We start from the raw sequence: 19,303 nt of genomic DNA on the forward strand, positions 1-19,303 counted from the left end.
TCAGGCCGGGTCGAGGCCGCCCAAGCGCAGCTGGACCTGGCCCGCGCCGGTGCCTCGCCCGAGGAGCGCGAGGTCGCGGCGGCCCAGGTCGCCCAGGCCGAGGCCGCGCTGGCCCAACGCCAGGCGGATCTGGACGAGCTGGAGATCTTTGCGCCCCTCTCCGGCGAGGTCTCGGGCCGGATGATCGAGCTGGGCGAGAATGTCGGCCCCGGCGCGCCGCTGTTCACCATCGTCGATCTGGACCAGGCCTGGTTCACCTTCAACCTGCGCGAGGACCTGCTGGCGGGACTGGAGATGGGCGACCGGCTGACGATCCGCATCCCCGCCCTGGACCGTGAGGCCGAGGCCGAGATCACCCTGATCAACGTGCAGGGCCAGTTCGCCAGCTGGCGCGCCACCCGCGCGACGGGCGATTTCGACCTGCGCAGCTTTGAGCTGCGCGCCCGGCCCGTCGAGCCGCTGGAGGGTCTGCGCCCCGGCATGTCCGCGCTGATCCAGCTGGACCGCTAGGGCCATGCTGGCCGTCATGGCGCGCGAGATCCGCCTGCTGCCGCGCCGCCCGGCGCTGGCGGGGCTGGTGATCGTGCTGCCGCTGATCATGTTGCTGGTCCTGGGCGGCATCTTTCGCGCAGGCATTCCCACGGGCATGGCGGTGGCGGTGATCGACCTGGACCGCTCTGATCTGTCGCGGGCCGTCACGCGGATGCTGGATGCGGCGCCTGAGCTGACCGTGACCCATCGCGCATCCGACCTGTCCGAGGCACGCGCGCTGATCGTCTCGGGCGCGGTGCGCGGCGCGGTGCTGATGCCCCAGAACCTGGAACGCGACATCACCCGGGGCGCGCGCCCCGAGATCGTGACCTTCTACGACAACCAGCACATGAGCGCCGGATCGCTGGTCGCCCGCGGTGCCCGCAACGCCATCGACACGGCGCTGGCGGGCCTGCGCCTGTCGGTGCGTCAGGGCCAGGGAGAGGCCCCCGTGCAGGCCATGGTCGCCCTGCAGCCGATCCCGATGCAGGCCCATGCGCTGTTCAACCCGGCCTTCGACTATGTGCATTTCCTGCTGGCCGCGCTGATCCCCACGGTGCTGCAGATCATCGCCGCCGCCGCGACCGCCTATGCGGTGTCGCTGGATTTCGGGCCGGGTCGGCATCCGCGCGTGCTGATGCGGATGGCGGGCGGCATCCTGCCCGCGATGCTGGGCAAGATCCTGCCCTATACGGTCATCTTCCTGCTGATCCTGGGCCTGTCGGATGTGGCGCTGTACGGCTGGCTGGCGGTGCCGCTGCGCGGGTCTCTGTGGCTGATGGCGCTTGGCGCGGTGCTGTTCGTGCTGGCGTCGCAGATGATCGGCGCGCTGGCCTTCGTGCTGACCCGCGACATGGGCCGGGCGGCCAGCATGATCGCCCTGATCACCGCGCCGGCCTTTGGTTTCATGGGGCTGGGTTTCCCGCGCGAGGCGATGTCGACCCTTGCCCAGGCCTGGGGCGCGGCCATTCCCGGCACCTGGTATGTGCAGCTGCGCATCGACCAGTCGCTGCGCGCGACGCCCTTGGACATATCCTCCATGTCGGTCCTGTGGCTGGCGGTGATCGCGGGCGTTCTGGCCGCGCTGATCCTGGCGCAGCTGTCGCGCCTGGCCCGGCAGGAGGCGACGCCATGAGCCCGCTTGCCACCGCCTTTCGCGCGGAACTGGCCGCCGTGCTGGGTGACAAGCAGGTGCGGATGATCGTGCTGCTGGCGCTGGTCCTCTATGCGGTGATCTATCCGCTGCCCTATCGGGCCGAGCTTCTGCGCGATGTGCCGGTGGTGCTGGTCGATCAGGACGGATCGACCGCTTCGGCCGATCTGGCGCGGCGCGTGGACGCGTCGGAGGCCGTTGCCTTGACCCATCTCGCCCCCGACATGGCCGAGGCCACGCGGCTGGTCCATGAACGCCGCGCCTATGGCGTCATGCTGATCCCCGACGGGTTCGAACGCGCCCTGCTGCGCGGCGATCAGAGCCCCGTCGCGCTTTATGCCGATGCCAGCTATTTCCTGATGTATCAGCGCGTGATGCAGGGCGCCGCCGTCCCCCTGCGCCAGATGGGCGCCGAGGTCGAGGCCGGGCGCCTGATCGCCCAAGGCACGCCCCGCGCCGTGGCCACCGCCCAGGTCAGCCCCGCGAACCAGATCGAGGTGCCGCTGTTCAACCCCGCGGCGGGCTACGCGACCTATGTGCTGCCCGCGGCCTTCGTGCTGATCCTGCAGCAGACGATGATGATGGGCCTGGCCTTGGCCGCGACGCGCCGGGGGCCGCTGCCCGGCCATCCGGTCTGGCGGCTGATGGGGCGGGCGGGGGCGTGGCTGGCCATCTGGGCGGGGCTGCTGCCGGTCTATCTGATCGTGCTGCCGGTGCTCTATGGCCTGCCGATCCTGGGCGGGCCGGGGGCGCTGATGATGCTGGGCCTGCCCTTCCTGCTGGCGGCCGGGTTTCTGGCGCAGCTGGTCGCGGCGCTGTTCCGGCGGGGCGAGGTCGTGCAGGTCGTGCTGCTGGCGCTCGGGATGCCGTTCTTCTTCCTGTCGGGCTTCGCTTGGCCGGTCGAGGCGATCCCGGCCCATCTCAACGCGCTGGCGCAGCTGATCCCGTCGACGGCGGCCATCGACGGGCTGGTGCGGGTCATGCAGATGGGCGCGACCCTGCCCGAGATCGCGCCCATCCTGTGGCATCTGTGGGCCTTGGCCGCGGGGCTGGGCCTCGTGGTGCTGGCGGTCGAGACGGTCAGCCCGTCACGGCCAGCAGCGCCAGATAGAGGACCGACGGCCCCATCAGACAGCCCAGCCCGGTGAAGAAGGTCGCCGTCATCGCGCCATAGGGCACCAGCCGCTTGTCGGTCGCGGCCAGCCCCCCGGCCACGCCGCTGGTCGTGCCCATCAGCCCGCCATAGGCCATGGCCGATTTCGGGTTGTTCAGCCCGATCAGCGGCGCGACCAGCGGCGTGCCGATCATCACCAGCACCGCCTTCAGCAGCCCCGCAGCGACCGACAGGGCGATGACCTCGGAACTGGCGCCCAAGGCGGTGCCGGTCACCGGACCCACGATATAGGTCGCCGCACCCCCGCCGATCGTCGCCATGCTGACCGCATCGGTATAGCCGAAGGCCGCCGCGATCGCCGCGCCCACCGCGAAGGACACCACGATCCCCAAGGCCAGCGCGCTGACCCCCGCCGCGCCGGCCTTGCGGATCTCGCGCATGTCGACGCCGTAAGCGGTCGAGACGATGGCCAGGTCGCGCAGCATCGCGCCCCCCATCAGCCCGATCCCGGTGAACAGCGGCACATCCGCCAGCCCGCGGCTGCCCCCGGTCATCATGCCGCCGATCCAGGCCAGGATCAGACCGATGATGATGGCCACTGCCGATCCGTGCAGCCGACCAGCCGTCAGCCGGTCGGACAGCTGATAGGACAGCCACATGACGCCGCCCACGAACAGGAAGGCAAAGACCAGGCCGTTGCGGGCCAGAACCTCGACGATCAGTAAGCGGCGGCGCCGCCTCACCTGGTTTCAGCTTGACGGGTTGAAGTTCCAGGGCAGCAGGTCGTCGATCTTTGCCTGAGGATGGCTGGCTGCCACCGCTTCCAGGGTTGCCTTGAGGTAGGCGAAGGGTTCGACGCCGTTGACCTTTGCGGTGGCGATCAGGGATGCGATGCGCGCCCAGGATCGGCCACCCTCGTCATGGCCTGCGAAGAGCGCATTCTTTCGCGTCAGCGCGATCGGCCGGATCAGGTTCTCGACGTTGTTGGAGTCGATCTCGACCCGGCCGTCGCGCAAGAAGGTCTGCAACCCGCCCCAGTGACGATGGATATAGGCCAGCTTCTCCCCGAGGCGCGACCTCATCGATATGCGCCGACACTGCAGATGCAGCCCTTCCCCGAATGCGGCGATCAGCGGCGCACTGCGCGCTTGGCGGGCCGACAGCCGCTGGCCCGGGTCCATGCCACGGATCTCGGCCTCGATCCGGTAAAGCTCGGCTATCCGCCCAAAGCGGGGCGATTTGCCGAAAACATCTACGCCACATTGTGCCTGACCGGGGCGGCCAACCTGCTGCGCATTGGGAACGTCATAGACTTCTGTCAGAAGTCCCGAGCAGAGCTCTTCGAATTCCTGCCAGTAGAGCGGTGGCTGGAAGAACTGTCCGACGTTTCCCAAGTATCATCCTCCCAATTTTCTCGTCATCGCCGCGAAGCATCAGGCGACCAGTCGCAGATGGCTCCTTATGCTTTATCCGGATCGGATAGTAGAGGTGTATCTTGCAGGCCCAACGGAGATACACAAACCACTTGGATTGCCTTCGCGCCGTTCATCGACAGAACAAGCGGACGCTTGCACGAAGGCTGCCGAATGGCCGCTATGGGCCGGGTGCGTCGAGTGTTCGACCGATCCTTACCGTTTGCCGGATGACGGCTCACACGTCATACGCTAGGCTGCCGCCATGCATTTCGCCTTTTACGATCTCGAAACCACCGGCATTTCGCCCGCATTCGACCAGCCCCTGCAATTCGCGGCCATTCTGACGGATGACGCATTCCGGGAGATCGAGCGGGTCAATCTGCGGTGCCGGATCGCGCCGCATATCATTCCATCGCCTTGGGCGCTGGCAGTCACGGGCCTGCGCCCAGCGCAACTCGTTGATCCGACCCTACCGAGCCACTTTGAGTTCACCCAAGAGATCGCCGCTCTGATCGAGCGGTGGTCGCCCGCGACATGGACCGGGTTTAACAGCATCCATTTCGACGAGGAGATGCTGCGCCAGGCTTTTTTCCAGAACTTGCAGCCGGATATTTTCGCGACCCAATTCAATGGCAACACGCGGCTTGATGTGCTGACATCGCTTTATGCCGTCTGGTACCGACATCCTGATCTGTTCGAGTGGCCGGTGGATGAGACGGGTCGCGTGCGCTTCAAGCTTGACCTTTTGGCCCCGCTGAACGGTTTCGTCGCTCATAACGCCCATGATGCGCTTGGTGATGTTGAGGCGACAATTCATCTCGGACGGCTGATCGCCCAGCGCGCGCCAGAGCTTTGGGCAGAGATCCTGTCCAACCGGGACAAAACTGCCGTGCAGACCCGGCTTGCCAGCTTCCAGCCCATGGCGCTGGTCGAGCGTTTTGGCGGCGGCCCGCCCCGCGCCACGATCGGCTGCTTTTGCGGCACGTCGGCCAGTAATGCCAATCAGGCTGCGTTCTTCGACCTCGACGCTGCCGACCCCGCCGATCTGCTGGCCGCCGATGATGCCACGATCTTTGCAGCAGTGGACGCAACGCCGAAGATCATCCGCTCTCTTGCCACCAACAAATCGCCCGCGCTTCTCGCTGTGCACACCCCGAGCCCCGTGCAAATCCAACGCGCAGAGGTCATCGCGCAGTCACCCGATTTCAGAGGCCGCGTGGGCAATGCGCTGGCCGCGCGCTTCCCGCAGGATCCGGAAGCCCCACCGCCCCCGGTTGAAAAGCAGATCTTCGGCGGGTTCTACAGCCACGCAGACAAAGCCCTGCTAACCGAGTTCCAGCGCGCTGACTGGTTGCGGCGTCAGGAGATTGCTGCGACCCTCACAGACGCGCGTCTGCGTCAGCTGGGTAGACGCCTTGTGGCGCTCCATGCGCCTGCTCTGCTCTCCCCGAAAGAGCGCGGTCAATTTGATGCCTGGCTTCGTGAACGCTGGTTTGCGCCCAATGCGCCGGACATCGAATGGACGGGCTTGGCGAAAGCGCAGGCCGCTCTGGGTGAATTGCGCGCAAAGGCAGGGGTTGATCAGGGATTGGTCGGAGAGATTGAAGCCTATCTGAAACGTTTCGAACTCTGAGTGCTCTCGGGCAAAGCTGGCTTCCCGGGCAGCGCGTGATCGCAAGGTGCAGGCAAGGCACGAATTTCAGGATGTTGGAACCAGGCCGAAGTTGTGCCTGTAGGTCCTAACTGAAGCACTGCCTTTCCCAATTCGTGCCTGCGTGAACCATGCCCGGCCGTCCTGCCATGAACAGCCGCACTTGCAGGGTTCATCGCGCCTTATAGAGGCTTCGCGCTGCTGCTGATCATCCTTGGATCGATCTCCGGTGCATCCCACTTGTCCGCAACGCCCATCCAGCGTTCGATGGTCGCTTGGAGCTTGGGTTCGTCTGCATGCAGGTGAAACGTATAAAGGCGGTTGACGATGTCGCGCATCAGCGCGCGCATTTCATCTTCATCGAAGCGCGAGACTTCGGTCCAAGGGATGCGGCGGCCATCGGCATCCAGAACAACGACGTCAGAGTAGTCGCCGGTCCGCGTGATGGGGGTCAGGCCGGCATGCAGCGTTTCGAGCTGCGTGTTGCGCACGCAAAGCATGGCCATGATCTTGGCCAGCTTTGCCGCAATACGCTTCTCATCGTCGGGGTCCATGTGGCCAGCTTAGTGCGCGCTGGGCCGTCCGGCCAAGGCGATTTTGATGTGTCGGGGTTCAAGGTGTCTGGCACGCCCGCGCCTGCGCGCGCAGCACAGCATAATCGGCCAGCCATTCAGCAATCACGGCCCCCCCGGGCAGCGCGGCCACTTCTGTCGCGACGCGCGCCTGCTCGGCCCGGCTGTACTCCACCAGAGGCGGGCAGGCTCGCCGCGGGGTGTCAGAATTCCCCGCCGCGCAGGCGGTCAAGAAGATCGTCGCGGCTGCGAGGGCGGCGCGCGGCTGCGTCCAGCATCTGGCGGTGAACGGCATCGTGACGCTCCAGTTGGTCTAACCGCTCGGCGGCGCGGCCAGCGCGCTCGGCTGTGCGGCGAAAGTTGAGGATGAACAGGGTGATGGTGAGTGCGGCAAGGGCGAGGGCCACCATTTGCCGCGCCCATGGCCGGGAGAGGGCTCCGATCAGCAAAGAGCCACACATCAGCGCAGGCCCTTCTTCCAGTCATCGACCCGCGCCCAGACGGCGACCGCGATCCCGCCCAGCGCCAGCGCGATAAAGAGCCAGCGTAGCGTGTCGAGATAGGGCAGCAGCGGCAGAACCGCGCCCTGCGCCTCGGCCAGCACCTCCTGCGCGACCTCGACGCCAGCTGCGCCCACAGTTGCCACGCCCGCGGCCCCGGTGCCGCGCAGGGTGCGGCTCTCGGCAAGCGCCTCGCGCGCTGGGCGCGTCTCCACGACAAAGGGCACCCGGCGCACTGGAAACGGCTCTCCCCAGCTGCGGGCTGGTCCGAGATCGATGTGCATGAAGCCCGACCGAGGATATGTTCCGAAGCCGAGGAAACCGACCGCGCGAGCGGCCTCGGCGAAAGCCACGGGATCGTGGTTCGACATGGCAATGTCAAACGCTGTGCCCAGCATGTGCTTTGAGGCCGGGGCCCCGCCGACGGCGCGGTTGACGGTGGCGGCGACGGCCAGGCTTCCACCGACCAGCGCAGTGATGGCGGCTGTCAGGCCGTTTTCGCGGAAGGCCTGGCCGACCTCATGCAGAAGCGACGTTCGTTCAGTCATGTTGATATCCTTCGCTTTCGCGGACCTGCGGTTCAATAATCGGTCTCGACGTAGACGCCCGCGCAGTCGTAGGCGACGGCGGCCGCTGTCGCGCCGGTGTTCATGTAGTTGCGTGGGCTGAGCAGTTGGGTGGCAGCGGGCATGTCGGTGGTGATGGTGAACTCGACGGCCGCCCCACTGACCTCCTCGACCACCCGCACGCCGATGTCGGCCCCGTTTGGCGCGGCGGCGATGTAGAGCGTCAGCACGTTGGTCATGCTGGCCACCGGGAAACTGGCCCCAAGGTCGATCAGCGTCGGCGCGCCCGCGCCATCATTGTGCACCAGCTGCCAGTTGGTATGGGTGCCGCGCTGGAAGCCGATGCCGACCGCATTGATCGCGGCTGCCAAGGTCAGAGTCGTCGCCAGTGCCGCCGTCGAGCCATAGAGGCCAAAGAACCCCATGCCTGTTGCCTGAAGGGTCGTCAGCGACAGGCGGTTGACATAGCTCCACCCGCCCAAGCCTGCCGCATTGCCGCGCCAGCAGACCCAGCCTGCCGAGCGTTCTTCGGCCACCGCATCGACTGTCGCTGCGCTTGTGACCCGCCAGCGCCGCATGCTGGTCGACAGGTTGGTGGTGGTCAGTGTCGGCGTGGCGACGGTGCCGACGGCGGTGCGCGGCATGCCGTTGGTGTTGATGGTGGTGCTGGTCGAGGGCGCCCATGTCGCAATCCGGTTGACCCCGAAGTGCGGCTGCAGCGGAAAGAACCGGCCCGAGGGGCGCTGCACATCGAGCCATCCAGCCCCGGCGCGGTCGCGGGCATAGACGGCCAGCTTGCCTGCAGGCGGCGGGTCCGGAGCGGCGGAGAGGGCAGGCATCACCACCGGTTCAGGCAGTTCGACCCGGCCCGAGGTGCGGTCGATCCGGATCGCGTCAAAGAAGGCTGAGCCGTTCGGGCTGACCTTGAAGCTGAAATCATCGTTGCCCAGGAGGCCGATCAACGCCCGCGCTGAGAAGCCGGTCTTGAAGGCGAAGGCAGCATCGTTCCCGGCCGCCGCCTTGTTCACTGTCGCCTCGATCCCGGCGCCTGCGTTGTTGATCAGCACCGCCGGGGTGTTCATCGACAAGCGATTGTAGCTGTCAGCTGTCGCCCCGCCGAGGCCCAGCAATTGCGCAGTCAGGTTGGCCTGGGGCATGCCAACCTGCGTCACCGCATTGGCGAAGGTGACTGTGGGAGTGTTCACCACGGTCGTGCCGCCCGACCCAGCGGTGGCGGAGCCGATGTTCACGACGGTGGTAGACCCCGAAGCCCCGCCGGTCCCGAGATTCAGGGTCTTGGTGACGCCAGTGGTCGTGGCACCTGTGCCCATCCCGTAGGTGGCAGTCGTTGTCGCCGTGCCGATGGTGGCCGCTGCCGCCGACACGGTAACTGTACCCGAGGCGGTCAATGTGCCGGAGAAGGTCTTGTTGCCGCTGAAGGTTTGCGTGCCAGCAAGAATTGCCAGTTCCGACGAGGTGTTCGGCAGCGTGAAGGTCCGTGTCGTGCCGGTCGTGATCCCGGACAGCGAAAACAGTGCCTTCTTTGTCGGATCGGCGTCGTTCACCAAGCTGAACACGGCATCCGACACATCCACCGGTTCGCCGACTGGATCCCAGGTCGACCCATTCCACACGGCGAAGACCGCCTCATCCGCGATCCATGCCAGCCAGCCGGGGCGTGGCACCAGACGCATCCAGACCCCATCGACCCAGAAGGCGATGTTCAGATCCCAGCCAGTCCAAAGGCCGGTCGCCCCGGATGCCACGATATGCCGGTCGCCATCGGTTGGGCTGGCGGGCGGCGCGGTATGAGTGCGATCCAGCACCGACAGCTGCACCATGGCATCCAGCAGCCGCAGCGCCTCGTTGTGGGTGACATGCTTCTGCGCCTGCGATGCCAGAATGTAGGGCAGCAGGAGGTGGGTGGTGATGTCGGACATGGGTACGCTTTCAGAAGCTGAGTGTGACAGATCGCCCAGCGCCTCGGCCGATCAAGGCAGAGAGCTGGTAGATGCGGATGGCGAGGGATTGGCCGGGGCCGAGGGGCGCCCCCCAATCGGCGGTCTGCTGCGCGGCGGTGTAGAGGACGCTGGTCGTGGCAGTCGTCAAGGATCGCTTGACAACTGACCCGTCCAGAATGTCGACCGCGTAAGCCTCGCTGTCCTCAGCCAGGGGCACCTCGCCAGCGCCCCAGGTATCGGCGGCCAACGACCGCGACCGGCGCGTCCAGCGGATCGTCAAATCGCCGGGGCTGCGGGCGATGCGCCACGGTTGCTCGACGTGCGCGACCGAAAACGGCCGGAGCCCCGCGCCCTCGGGCGTGAAGGTGGTGGCGACAAAGGTCTCGTCGCTGACAGGGCGCGACGCAGGGCCGATGCGCCAGTTCCATGGCAGACCCAGATCGGCCTCGGAAATCGGCAAGGGTGTCACGGCCGTGTCTAGCACGACCACCCGCGCGCCGGTTGGCACCATGCTGACGATGGCACCTTCTGTTCCGCGCTGGCCCCGCAGCAGGCGGGTCAGCCGATAACGCCCGGGCGCGATCAACTCGGCCACACCAGCCTGGACAATTTCCCATTGCCCAGCGCCGGTCTCGACGGCCAGCGCGTTGGCTCCACCCAGCAAGGTGATGTCCGTGACGCTCTCCAGCGTGCCAGAATTGAGATCGACGACCAGCGCATTGCCAAGATCGAAGCGCGAGACCGGCCCCGCGTAGAAATCTGCCGCCAGCACACCCATGCGCGCCCGGGTGCCAAAGGTGGTCAGTAGGGCAAAGCCATCCGTCGCGGCACTGCGGTAGACCGCCACTTCGCCGGGCCATGGCTTGGCATGGGCCGCGACCAAGGGCCGGTGTGCAGGCTGATCCTCGCGCAGCTGCGGCAGGTCCAGCAGCACGATGTCTGGTGCGCCAAAGACCGTGGGCGTCGACAAGGACGCAGGGCGTGGTTCGCCGGGCGGCAGATCATAGACCGCCCGGTCCTGCCGCACCGCATCGATGCTGCGCAGGTCGGAGTCCGCGATGGACACCAGGCGCAGTTCCGTCAGGCGGCCATTGTGGTCCAAGAGGATCACGTCGCAAGGATCCAGCGCCAGGCGCGAGGGCGGCAGGCGAAAGACGGCACTTTCGCGGCCAACCCACGCCTCCATCAGAGCGCGGCGACAGCGGCGCTCGGCTTCTTCGGGCGGAATGGCCATCGGGAAGGATTCAGAGGCGATGCGGGTGGTGTCGACAGTGATGCGCCGCGCTTCGACCTGTGCCGCGTCATAGTCCTCGTCGGCCCGCGCGACTTGCCACTTCAGCGCCTGCGGCAGTTCGGTTTCCTGCGCGCGGGTCAGTTCCATCACATCGCCCTGCGCGGAGGCGGGTGCCACCATGCTGTCGGGCGTAATGGTCAGACCGGCAATCCGGCCCCGCATCAGGAACTTGATGCGGCCCTCGCTTTCGACCGCATCGAAGCCGAAATGCCTGGCCAGCGTGGAAATTGAGGCGCGCGGGGCTTCCAGCGCCGAGATCACATAGCCCTCGACCGCACCCCAGAGGCCGGAGACGTCAATCAGCTCTTCCGGCATTCCCGCGCGCAGGCAGAGGTGACGGACAAGGGCTGCTAGCGATACAGCCCCCAGCCGCCCAGTCAGCCAATGCCCCAACCGCCAGTTCGGCCCATCGGTCCAGACGTCGGTGAGGCCAGGAAAGAACGGATAGGGCCGGGCATCCCAGGTCCAGGCGGCGCATTCGGAGATATGCACCATCCGGTTGCCATAGACCGAGGAGGTCGGGTTGTTCGCCCCGGCACCCCAGAACAGATAGGTTGCTTCCAGGTAAGCCCGCTGGATCGCGTCATCGCGCCAGCCGCGCGAGAAATAGGGCGTGAAGCTCTCGGACGACTTGGGATCAAAGAACACGTTGGGCTGATTGGTCCCGCGGTCAATCGCCGGGCAACCCAGTTCGGTGAACCAGATCGGCTTGGATTGCGGTATCCATGCCGTCGGCGTGCCGCTCTCCACCCCGCCCGGGCGGTTGAAATGCGGGTTTTGCCACCAGGCGCGCAGATCCTTGAAGCGAAAGACCCACGGTTTGCCGACACCGCCGTCCGTGATCGGCGTGCGGATTTGCGCTGTCCGGTCAAGAGCACTGGCGTAGAACCAGTCGAAGCCTTCGCCGCCGGTGATGTTGGATTGCAGATAGTCCTGGTCGTAGATCGCCGGGGCAAGCGACGCATCGGCATGATCGAAACCGTCGCGCCAATCGGACAGCGGCATGTAGTTATCGATGCCGATGAAGTTGATGTTGGCGTCCGACCAGAGCGGGTCGAGGTGGAAGAACACGTCGCCCGACCCATCGGCCGGATGGTGGCCGAAGTACTCCGACCAGTCAGCGGCATAGCCGATCTTGGGCCCAGCGCCGAGGATCGCCCGCACATCGGCGGCGAGGGATTTGAACGCGGTGACCGCCGGATAGATGCTGGCGCCCGAGCGGATCGTGGTCAGGCCGGGCATTTCTGAGCCGATCAGGAAGGCATCGACGCCCCCGGCGGCTATGCACAGATGGGCATAGTGCAGGATCATCCGGCGCAGCGACCATTCCCCGACAGGGCCGGTCCAGCTGACAGTGGTGCCCGACACGCTGAAGTTGGCGGGTGTCGCCGTCCCGAACAGGGCTGCAATCTGCGTCGCCGCACTTGCAGTCTTGTCGACCGATCCGGCAAAGCCAGCCGCCGGGGAACAGGTGATGCGGCCGCGCCAGGGGAATGTCGGCTGGCCCGAGGTGGCCGCATCGGCGCTGTAGGGATTGGGCTTCGTGTTGCCGGGCGGGACGTCCAGCAGCAGGAAGGGATAGAAGGTGACCCGCAACCCGCGCGCCTTCATCTCCTGGATTGCCTGCACCACCGCGAAATCCGCAGGCGTGCCACCATAGACCGGACGGTCCTCGGCGTCGCGACTAACCAGAAACGCGCTCGCACGGCTGACGCCGTTCACAACCCAAGCCGACGGCGTCGTCGTCTTTGTGTCCACCTCGACGCCGGGACGCACCATGCAGTTCCCGGCGCGCAGGTCATCGCCGAACCACGCGACCACCAGGCTGACGCTTTCCACCGCCGGAGCGAGGGACTGGAGCCGGTCCAGCGCCACCACGATGTCGGCGGTGTCGGTGATTGCGTTCAGGTTCTCGGCCAAAGTGGCACCACCTGAACCCGTGGTCTTTTTGACCGGGGCGGTCGCATAGGTGAACTCGCCCGAGGCCGGGATCATCGTCACCGCTTTCACCAGCCCCTCTGCAGTGTCGGGATCGGCCAGCGGGCGGAATACCTCGAAGCTGATCTGCGGCAGACGGTTGCCGAAGGCGCTGAGGTTCAGTTCCTCGAACACGACATAGGCGGTGCCACGGTAGGCGGGGGTGCTGGCGGCACCCATTTTGGCCGAGATGAACGGATCGGGGCCCTGCACCTCGTCGCCGGGATACCAGCGCCAAGTGATCCCCGTTAGGTCCATTGGTTTGCCGTCGGCCCAGACCCTCCCAATGCCGGTGATCTCGCCCTCGCACAGGGCCACCGCGAAGCTGGCGTAATAGAGGTATTCGGTGGTCGTGACTTTTGGCCCGCTACCCTTGCCGCCGCCCTGGCTGGTTGTGTTGACCTCTTCGCGGAAATCCGTGGCCCAGATGATGTTGCCGCCGATGCGCATCCGGCCGAACAGGCGCGGAATCACGGCCCCTTCGGTGGAGGACGTGATGCGCAGGCTGTCGAGCCGCGCGCCCTCGATCCGTTGGGCCGGGGCAAGGGATGACACGATCCAGTTGTCGACGACCGACCCAATGGTGGACCCGATGAAACCACCGATCGCGGCACCGGAAAAGCCGAGTATGGCACCGCCAAATGCGCCGCCAATCGCGGAGCCGACGGCGCCGAGAACAAGAGTTGCCATATGTGAGGTCTCAGTCTTGTGGGAAGAGGAAGGTGAAGGCGATCTTGCGCGCCCATGTAGGGGTCAGGACTTCCTCGACGACGCCGAGGCGTTCATAGGCGTGGATGAAACGGTCGTGCGCGGTCAGGATCCCGACATGCTTGGCGATGGCGCGTGGGGCCATCCGGAACAGTACCAGCGCGCCGGGTCCAGCCTCAGCGGGTAAGATTTCCGGCATCATCGCCCGCGCGCCTTCGGCCAACACTTCTCGCGGTCCGGTTTCGCCCCAATCCCGGCTATAGGGTGGGATCGGGAATGGCTCGTCGCCGACCACCTCGCGCCAGACGCCACGCGCGAGGCCGAGGCAATCACAACCGACGCCACGCAGGCTGGCCTGATCATGGTAGGGCGTGCCAAGCCAACTGCGGGCGGCGGCGATAACCAAGACGGGATCAGCGCAATTCACAGAACGTTTCCTTCATGGCCGCCGTCCTGGCTGGCATAACGCAGCACGGCGTCTTGGCCTGGGATGTTGGGAAAGCCCCGGAAATTGGGGACATTCGCGAACTTGGCGCTGCAGGTGGCGATCCGCTTGTCGCAACCTGCCCGGGCGATAAAGCCTTCACCCTCGGCGATGGCACGCACCGGCGCTTCCAGCAGGGTCAGGCTGGCGATGCTGCCATCCAGCCCATGCGCCAGCACCTCAGTGACGCGCCCTGCATTTGCCCCGCTGGTCCAGGTCAGGGTGCCGGAGGTGAACCAGCCCGCATCAAACGCAGACAGCCCCGAGGCCATGAACGCCCGGTCGCGCAAGAGGTCGGTGACGGCACCGTTGCCCTTGTAGATTGCGTTCTCCAGATCGATGCCGCAGCGCATATCGCCCAACTTTGCATCGCATCCCGCCTGAAACGTGCGCCCCACGGTCTGGCCCAGCACATGCGCCAGCGAACGAACCTCAGCCACGAAGGCCATGCGCCCGCGCCGGATTTGCCCGACCGCGCCCCGGCGCAAAAGCGCGCGCTGGCTAGTATCCGCCCAATTGACCCGCCACAGCTCGACCGCCGCATTGTCCCAGCGCCCGTCGAGGATGTCGGTTTCCGTGATCCGGTCGGAGGTCAGCACGCCGGTGGCATCCTGCGCATCAACGGCCAGATCGGAACCCGCGCGGATTTCCGAGGCGGCAAACCCGCTTTCGGGTTCAAACGCGGTGCCATCAAATGCCAGTGCGCGATCATGATCGGTGAAGCCCAGGGCCACGCCGTCGGCGCGGCTGATCCGCCAGCACCAGGACAAGGTCGTGGTGCCGTCATCGAGATGGGCCTGCAGCGCGGGCGAGAGGTTTTTCATCTGCGGATTTCCAGAAGCGGGATGGCGGTGATCGATCCGAGCCGTTCAAAATCGAGGGTCACGTCGAGGCTGTCGCTGTCGAAGCGCACCGGCACATCGAATTCGAAGCCAGCGCGGACGATGACGCCATTGGCAGGCGCGGTGGTAAAAGTGATGACGCCAGTCGTCGTGTCCACGGTCCAGCCTGACATCTGTTCGACCATGCCCAGCGCTACGCGGACAGTTCCGGCAACAGGCTTGGCGATGGTCCGCACCCATGTCTGCGCGCCGGAGGTGTAGCGTTTCGCCAGTTGGAAGGTTTGCAGGCTACCGGTCCCGGTGCCGATCTGCTGGTCGGTTGCAGTGATCGCCTGCAACGGCAGGGCAGATTTGTAGTCGGCCCAGTCCTTGTAGCGGAAGCCGTGTAGGCGGCCGTTGCGGGCCTCGAAGAACGCCACCACCGCCGCGAGATCATCGGCGCGACGGATGCCATAGGCGACATCATAGCGGCGGCGCGAATTGGCCCAGCTTGCGTTGCGCTCTTCATCGCCTGAGGCCAGTTCGACCACTTGCGTGCGCCGTTCCGGCCCACCCCGTGCCCCATTCCATGACAGGAGGCCAAGATGCCCAAACTCACCGACACCCAAACCGTCGTCCTCAGCCGCGCCGCGACCCGCCCCTGCAATCTCGCCATGCCACTGCCCGAGGGCCTGCATGGCGCCGCCGCCCAGAAGGCGGTCACCGCGATGATCACCCGCGGCTGGCTGGAAGAGGTCGAGGCCAACCTGCGGCGCGGCGAGCCGATGTGGCGTGAAACCGGCGACGGCCACGGCACCACGCTGATCGCGACTGAGGCCGGGCTGCAAGCCATCGGGATCGAGCCGGTGGTGGCCAGCGCCGTCGCCAGCGCGCGCAAGGCAAAGCTGGAGCTGGTCACTGGGCCTAAGGATGCGTCCGAAGCTTCCCCGAACCCTTCCACGCCGAAGCCGGTCGCCATCCGCGCCGGCACCAAGCAGGCGGAGATCATCGCACTCATTCAGCGTCCCGAGGGCGCATCCATCGCCGAAATAGTCGAAGCGACGGGGTGGTTGGCGCATTCGGCGAGAGGCCTGATCTCGGGCGGTCTCAAGAAGAAGCTGAACCTGCCGATTACCTCGGAGAAGGTCGCGGGCAGAGGCACCGTGTACAAAATCGAGGCTGCCTGATGCCCCGCTGTTATCGCCATTGCTCGAACAGCCTGCGCAGCGCGTAGCTGCGCAGGAGCGATATGCCGACGAAGACCGCGCCCAGCGCCAGGTTCTCGCAAAGGCTCGAGTTTAGGCCGAACCGTGGAAACACCAAGATCTGCGTGGTGACGGCGAGCACATAGCCCACCGCCACATTGGTGACGGCTTCGATCAGCGACATGCGGCGCGATTGGGTCACATCACCGGTCCTGTGATTTGAAATTCCTCACGGATGACCTTGGCAGTCTCGGTCGCCTGCAGGTCATTGCGAACGCGGGCTGCAATGCGACCGATATTCACGATGATGCAAGCGCTCTCGTCTGGCGTGACAAGGAGTTCCTCGTATTCGGTGTGCCGCAGGAACTCACACGGGGTCTCAATGTTGAGATGGTCGTCACTTGGGTGGATAAGCCAAAGCACTCCTGCGCAATCGTCCGGGGCGTCTATGCTAGCCCGCAGAAACGGTGACAGATAGTTTTGCACCAGCCCAAATGCGATCGACGGACCAAAGCCAAGTTTGCGCAAGTCCTGTGCGGCAGCAACCAACACCACGTCTCTCCAGCCGTACCAGCGCGGCTTTCCGGGCTTGGGTGTGTTTTCAGGCCGAAAGTCGTTTCGGGATATGGCCTGGTTCAGGTCCGCGCGTGTGATCGGAATGATCCGAATGAGGTCGGCGTTTCGCCAGATCGGGTTATCGATGATCATGTCTTTCGTGTCTCCTTGCCAATGGTGGTCTTGTTGCGATCTTCCAACTGCGCCTTTCGCCCCGTCGCCATCTCCCACCGCCGCACGGCGACGTCGCAGTAAACCGGGTCCAATTCCATTGCGAAACACCGCCGCCCAGCCCGTTCGGCGGCAACGATCTGGGTGCCGGAGCCGCAAAACGGCTCGTAGATCAGGTCGCCCGGATCCGAGAACGCTGTCAGCACGGCCTCGACCAGCGCTACAGGGAAGACCGCCGGGTGCGATCCGGCCGCGCCCAGCCCGCCCTTGTGGCGCATGATTCTGAAGACGCTGTCGGGAATGCGATGGCTTTGGATCGCGTTGCCGGTGCCGGTCTTGGCGTGGACGGTGCCGTCGGCTCCGCGCAGCCCACCGCCGCCGAGGGTTTCGCCCGCGTGTTTGGACGGGACCGTCTTGTGCGGTTTGCGCGGGCTGCGGTTGAAGTGGAAAATGAACTCGTGCGACGGAGCCAGGCGGCCGTTCCAGTCGCCCGGCAAACCGGGGCCCTGATCCCACACATACCAGCCAAATCGCCGCCAGCCAGAGGCGCGCATCCATTCGACCCATCCTTCCCAATAGGGCTGCCATTCGCTGTCGCGGTGCACGAGGCCGAGGTTGACCAGCAGTTGCGCGTCCGTTTTGACCCGTGCCGTGGCGAACACGCCCTGCATTAGCGCATCCCAATCGCCGACCTTTTCCTTGGCGGCGCCGTAGTCGCGCTGCTGGGCGTAGGGCGGTGAGGTGAACATGAGCGTGGCCCGTTCGCCCTGCATCAGTCTAGCGACGGCGTCCGCATCGGTGGCGTCGCCGCAGCACAGCCGGTGCTTGCCCAGCGCCCAGATGTCACCCGGCTTGGTGATGGGTTCGGCAGGTGGATCGGGGATGGCATCGGCGGCATCGTCGTCGATCACCGTCCTGTCCTCGTCGCCCGCGCGCAGCAGGGCATCCAGTTCATCCTCGGGGATACCGATCAGCCCGAGGTCGAAGTCCTCGGCCAGCAGCGCCTGCAGTTCCTGCAGCAGCAGGGCCTCGTCCCAGCCGCCCAACGCAGTCAGTTTGTTGTCGGCGATGCGATACGCCCGGCGCTGCGCCTCGGTCAGATGCCCCAGCACGATGACCGGGGCCTCGGACAGGCCAAGGTGGGCGGCGGCCAGGATGCGACCATGGCCCGCGATCAACTCCCCGTCGGCCGCCACCAGCACTGGCACGGTCCAGCCGAACTCAGCCATGCTTGCGGCGATCTTCACGACTTGACCGGCGTCGTGGGTCTTGGCGTTTCGGGCGTAGGGTTTCAGCCGGGCGAGTGGCCAATGTTCAATCCGGCCCGGCAGCAGGGGCGCGTTCATGCCGCCAGCCTTTTCGCCTTCAGGTCGGCGAAGCTATCGCCGGTTTCCACCAGCACGGCCTCCTGGCCGGTAAATGACTGCCAGCGCTCCACGGCCACGTCGACATAGGCCGGGTTCAGTTCCACGCCGAAGCAGACGCGCCCGGTAGTTTCGGCCGCGATCAGCGTGGTGCCGGATCCCATGAAGGGTTCAAATACCGCCTGACCGGGGCTGGAGTTGTTCAGGATCGGGCGCCGCATGCATTCGACAGGCTTCTGCGTACCGTGCACCGTGTCGGCATCTTGATCGCGGTTGGCGATCTGCCACAACGTGGTCTGCTTGCGGTCGCCCGCCCAGTGCCCCTTGCCCTTGGCGCGGACGGCATACCAGCAGGGTTCGTGCTGCCAGTGGTAATCGCCGCGGCTGAGGACCAGCCGGTCCTTGGCCCAGATAATCTGCGAGCGGATGGCGAAGCCTGCAACCAAGAGGCTTTCAGCAACCGTCGCCGCGTGAAGCGCGCCGTGCCAGACATAGGCGACATCGCCCGGGAACAGTGCCCAAGCCTCGCGCCAATCGGCACGGTCGTCATTCAGCACCTTGCCGGTGCGCTTGGTATTGGCCGCTCCTGCCTGGTTGCGCCAGCTTGGGTCATACTCCACGCCGTAAGGCGGGTCCGTCACCATCAGCAACGGCTTCACGCCGCCGAGCAGCCGCCCGACGACATCGGCAGAGGTGCTGTCGCCGCAGATCAGCCGGTGCGATCCAAGCTGCCAAAGGTCACCCGCCACTGAGACCGGGGTGACCGGTAACTCCGGAACGTCGTCCTCGCCCTCGACGGGGCCATCGCCGCCCAGCGCATCGGGATCCCGCAACAGCGCATCGAGATCATCCTCGCTGATGCCCAGCAGCGTAAGGTCGAAATCCTCGGCCAGCAGCCCCGCGATCTCGTCGCGCAGCATTGCCTCGTCCCATTCGCCCAACTCGGTCAATTTGTTGTCCGCGATCCGGTACGCCCGGCGCTCCGCTTCATCCAGATGGCCAAGCCGGATCACCGGCACCTCGGTCAGCCCCAACATGATGGCGGCCAGCACCCGACCGTGGCCCGCAATCAGATCGCCATCGTCAGCCACCAAGCAAGGCACGGTCCAGCCGAACTTGGCCATGCTTGCCGCGATCTTGGCGACTTGGTCCGTGCCGTGGATCTTGGCATTGCGGGCATAGGGGCGCAGCCGGTCGATCGGCCAGCTCTCGATCTGGCTCGGCGCAAAGACAAGGTCCATGGTTGGGGTTCGGATCCGGG

At 65.8% G+C, this 19,303-nt stretch carries 18 protein-coding genes and 1 pseudogene; 5 read left to right on the forward strand and 14 right to left on the reverse strand.

Going from position 1 to position 19,303, the window contains the following annotated elements; translation table 11 throughout:
- The 3 genes from DRF71_RS14765 to DRF71_RS14775 all read left to right on the forward strand — a co-directional run.
- The coding region (locus DRF71_RS14765; RefSeq protein ID WP_157971102.1) for an HlyD family secretion protein at window positions 1-510 on the forward strand (510 nt) is incomplete at its 5' end.
- A 4-nt stretch (window positions 511-514) separates the two neighbouring features.
- Window positions 515-1,666 carry an ABC transporter permease gene (locus DRF71_RS14770; protein WP_035746756.1) on the forward strand — a complete coding sequence of 384 codons (1,152 nt, stop codon included), beginning with the start codon at window positions 515-517 and terminating at the stop codon, window positions 1,664-1,666.
- Window positions 1,663-2,832 (forward strand): ABC transporter permease, encoded by a 1,170-nt coding sequence (locus DRF71_RS14775; RefSeq protein ID WP_112311357.1) that lies wholly within the window; start codon window positions 1,663-1,665, stop codon window positions 2,830-2,832. The genes DRF71_RS14770 and DRF71_RS14775 overlap by 4 nt, the downstream gene beginning before the upstream one ends.
- On the opposite strand, the gene madM is transcribed toward DRF71_RS14775, so the two are convergent.
- Both madM and DRF71_RS14785 read right to left on the reverse strand, forming a co-directional pair.
- The gene (madM, locus tag DRF71_RS14780) at window positions 2,765-3,541 is read right to left on the reverse strand and encodes a malonate transporter subunit MadM (protein WP_226341282.1); all 777 of its coding nucleotides are present in this window, start codon (window positions 3,539-3,541) and stop codon (window positions 2,765-2,767) included. The genes DRF71_RS14775 and madM overlap by 68 nt on opposite strands.
- 6 nt (window positions 3,542-3,547) lie before the next feature.
- Window positions 3,548-4,021, reverse strand: a pseudogene (locus tag DRF71_RS14785) (IS66 family transposase); the annotation flags it as partial.
- 454 nt (window positions 4,022-4,475) lie between these two features.
- Here DRF71_RS14785 and DRF71_RS14790 point away from each other — a divergent pair.
- Window positions 4,476-5,846 (forward strand): exonuclease domain-containing protein, encoded by a 1,371-nt coding sequence (locus DRF71_RS14790; RefSeq protein WP_112311358.1) that lies wholly within the window; start codon window positions 4,476-4,478, stop codon window positions 5,844-5,846.
- Between the two features lie 200 nt (window positions 5,847-6,046).
- On the opposite strand, the gene DRF71_RS14795 is transcribed toward DRF71_RS14790, so the two are convergent.
- From DRF71_RS14795 to DRF71_RS14835, 8 genes are all read right to left on the reverse strand, one after another.
- Window positions 6,047-6,418, reverse strand: a complete 372-nt coding sequence (locus DRF71_RS14795) for a hypothetical protein (RefSeq protein ID WP_112311359.1) — start codon at window positions 6,416-6,418, stop codon at window positions 6,047-6,049.
- Between the two features lie 221 nt (window positions 6,419-6,639).
- Complete coding sequence (locus DRF71_RS14805; RefSeq protein ID WP_232831535.1) at window positions 6,640-6,846, reverse strand: hypothetical protein; 207 nt, start codon at window positions 6,844-6,846, stop codon at window positions 6,640-6,642.
- Window positions 6,847-6,896: 50 nt separating this feature from the next.
- Entirely contained in the window at window positions 6,897-7,484 is a 588-nt protein-coding gene (locus tag DRF71_RS14810; RefSeq protein WP_112312084.1) for a YcbK family protein, read from the reverse strand.
- 32 nt (window positions 7,485-7,516) lie between these two features.
- The gene (locus DRF71_RS14815) at window positions 7,517-9,442 is read right to left on the reverse strand and encodes a DUF2793 domain-containing protein (protein ID WP_112311361.1); all 1,926 of its coding nucleotides are present in this window, start codon (window positions 9,440-9,442) and stop codon (window positions 7,517-7,519) included.
- A 10-nt stretch (window positions 9,443-9,452) separates the two neighbouring features.
- On the reverse strand, window positions 9,453-13,424 hold the full coding sequence (locus tag DRF71_RS14820; RefSeq protein WP_112311362.1) for a baseplate multidomain protein megatron: 3,972 nt from the start codon (window positions 13,422-13,424) through the stop codon (window positions 9,453-9,455).
- 10 nt (window positions 13,425-13,434) lie between these two features.
- Complete coding sequence (locus tag DRF71_RS14825) at window positions 13,435-13,869, reverse strand: NlpC/P60 family protein (RefSeq protein WP_112311363.1); 435 nt, start codon at window positions 13,867-13,869, stop codon at window positions 13,435-13,437.
- The gene (locus tag DRF71_RS14830) at window positions 13,866-14,750 is read right to left on the reverse strand and encodes a DUF2163 domain-containing protein (protein WP_112311364.1); all 885 of its coding nucleotides are present in this window, start codon (window positions 14,748-14,750) and stop codon (window positions 13,866-13,868) included. The genes DRF71_RS14825 and DRF71_RS14830 overlap by 4 nt, the downstream gene beginning before the upstream one ends.
- Window positions 14,747-15,343 (reverse strand): phage distal tail protein, Rcc01695 family, encoded by a 597-nt coding sequence (locus DRF71_RS14835; RefSeq protein WP_232831584.1) that lies wholly within the window; start codon window positions 15,341-15,343, stop codon window positions 14,747-14,749. Before DRF71_RS14835 ends, DRF71_RS14830 begins: the two co-directional genes overlap by 4 nt.
- A 9-nt stretch (window positions 15,344-15,352) precedes the next feature.
- Here DRF71_RS14835 and DRF71_RS14840 point away from each other — a divergent pair, with 9 nt between their 5' ends.
- On the forward strand, window positions 15,353-15,934 hold the full coding sequence (locus DRF71_RS14840; RefSeq protein WP_112312086.1) for a DUF3489 domain-containing protein: 582 nt from the start codon (window positions 15,353-15,355) through the stop codon (window positions 15,932-15,934).
- 10 nt (window positions 15,935-15,944) lie between these two features.
- Here DRF71_RS14840 and DRF71_RS14845 read toward each other — a convergent pair whose 3' ends face one another.
- The 4 genes from DRF71_RS14845 to DRF71_RS14860 are packed head-to-tail and all read right to left on the reverse strand — an operon-like array spanning window position 15,945 to window position 19,283.
- A complete protein-coding gene (locus DRF71_RS14845; RefSeq protein WP_112311365.1) occupies window positions 15,945-16,154 on the reverse strand; it encodes a DUF7220 family protein in 210 nt (69 codons plus the stop codon).
- Window positions 16,151-16,660: a hypothetical protein gene (locus DRF71_RS14850; protein ID WP_112311366.1), complete on the reverse strand. Its 510-nt coding sequence runs from the start codon at window positions 16,658-16,660 to the stop codon at window positions 16,151-16,153. Before DRF71_RS14850 ends, DRF71_RS14845 begins: the two co-directional genes overlap by 4 nt.
- A complete protein-coding gene (locus tag DRF71_RS14855) occupies window positions 16,657-18,024 on the reverse strand; it encodes a site-specific DNA-methyltransferase (protein WP_112311367.1) in 1,368 nt (455 codons plus the stop codon). Before DRF71_RS14855 ends, DRF71_RS14850 begins: the two co-directional genes overlap by 4 nt.
- Complete coding sequence (locus DRF71_RS14860) at window positions 18,021-19,283, reverse strand: site-specific DNA-methyltransferase (protein ID WP_112311368.1); 1,263 nt, start codon at window positions 19,281-19,283, stop codon at window positions 18,021-18,023. The genes DRF71_RS14855 and DRF71_RS14860 overlap by 4 nt, the downstream gene beginning before the upstream one ends.
- Window positions 19,284-19,303: the final 20 nt, after the last annotated feature.

Source organism: Pseudogemmobacter bohemicus (assembly GCF_003290025.1).
In the GTDB taxonomy this organism is placed as follows: Bacteria; Pseudomonadota; Alphaproteobacteria; order Rhodobacterales; family Rhodobacteraceae; genus Pseudogemmobacter; species Pseudogemmobacter bohemicus.

What these genes read in the sequence shown, in the direction of transcription:
- DRF71_RS14770 (WP_035746756.1), top strand. Translation starts at nt 515, where the DNA reads ATGCTGGCCGTCATGGCGCGCGAGATCCGCCTGCTGCCGCGCCGCCCG.
- DRF71_RS14775 (WP_112311357.1), top strand. Translation starts at nt 1,663, where the DNA reads ATGAGCCCGCTTGCCACCGCCTTTCGCGCGGAACTGGCCGCCGTGCTG.
- DRF71_RS14790 (WP_112311358.1), top strand. Translation starts at nt 4,476, where the DNA reads ATGCATTTCGCCTTTTACGATCTCGAAACCACCGGCATTTCGCCCGCA.
- DRF71_RS14795 (WP_112311359.1), bottom strand. Translation starts at nt 6,418, where the DNA reads ATGGACCCCGACGATGAGAAGCGTATTGCGGCAAAGCTGGCCAAGATC.
- DRF71_RS14805 (WP_232831535.1), bottom strand. Translation starts at nt 6,846, where the DNA reads ATGGTGGCCCTCGCCCTTGCCGCACTCACCATCACCCTGTTCATCCTC.
- DRF71_RS14810 (WP_112312084.1), bottom strand. Translation starts at nt 7,484, where the DNA reads ATGACTGAACGAACGTCGCTTCTGCATGAGGTCGGCCAGGCCTTCCGC.
- DRF71_RS14815 (WP_112311361.1), bottom strand. Translation starts at nt 9,442, where the DNA reads ATGTCCGACATCACCACCCACCTCCTGCTGCCCTACATTCTGGCATCG.
- DRF71_RS14820 (WP_112311362.1), bottom strand. Translation starts at nt 13,424, where the DNA reads ATGGCAACTCTTGTTCTCGGCGCCGTCGGCTCCGCGATTGGCGGCGCA.
- DRF71_RS14830 (WP_112311364.1), bottom strand. Translation starts at nt 14,750, where the DNA reads ATGAAAAACCTCTCGCCCGCGCTGCAGGCCCATCTCGATGACGGCACC.
- DRF71_RS14840 (WP_112312086.1), top strand. Translation starts at nt 15,353, where the DNA reads ATGCCCAAACTCACCGACACCCAAACCGTCGTCCTCAGCCGCGCCGCG.
- DRF71_RS14850 (WP_112311366.1), bottom strand. Translation starts at nt 16,660, where the DNA reads ATGATCATCGATAACCCGATCTGGCGAAACGCCGACCTCATTCGGATC.
- DRF71_RS14855 (WP_112311367.1), bottom strand. Translation starts at nt 18,024, where the DNA reads ATGAACGCGCCCCTGCTGCCGGGCCGGATTGAACATTGGCCACTCGCC.
- DRF71_RS14860 (WP_112311368.1), bottom strand. Translation starts at nt 19,283, where the DNA reads ATGGACCTTGTCTTTGCGCCGAGCCAGATCGAGAGCTGGCCGATCGAC.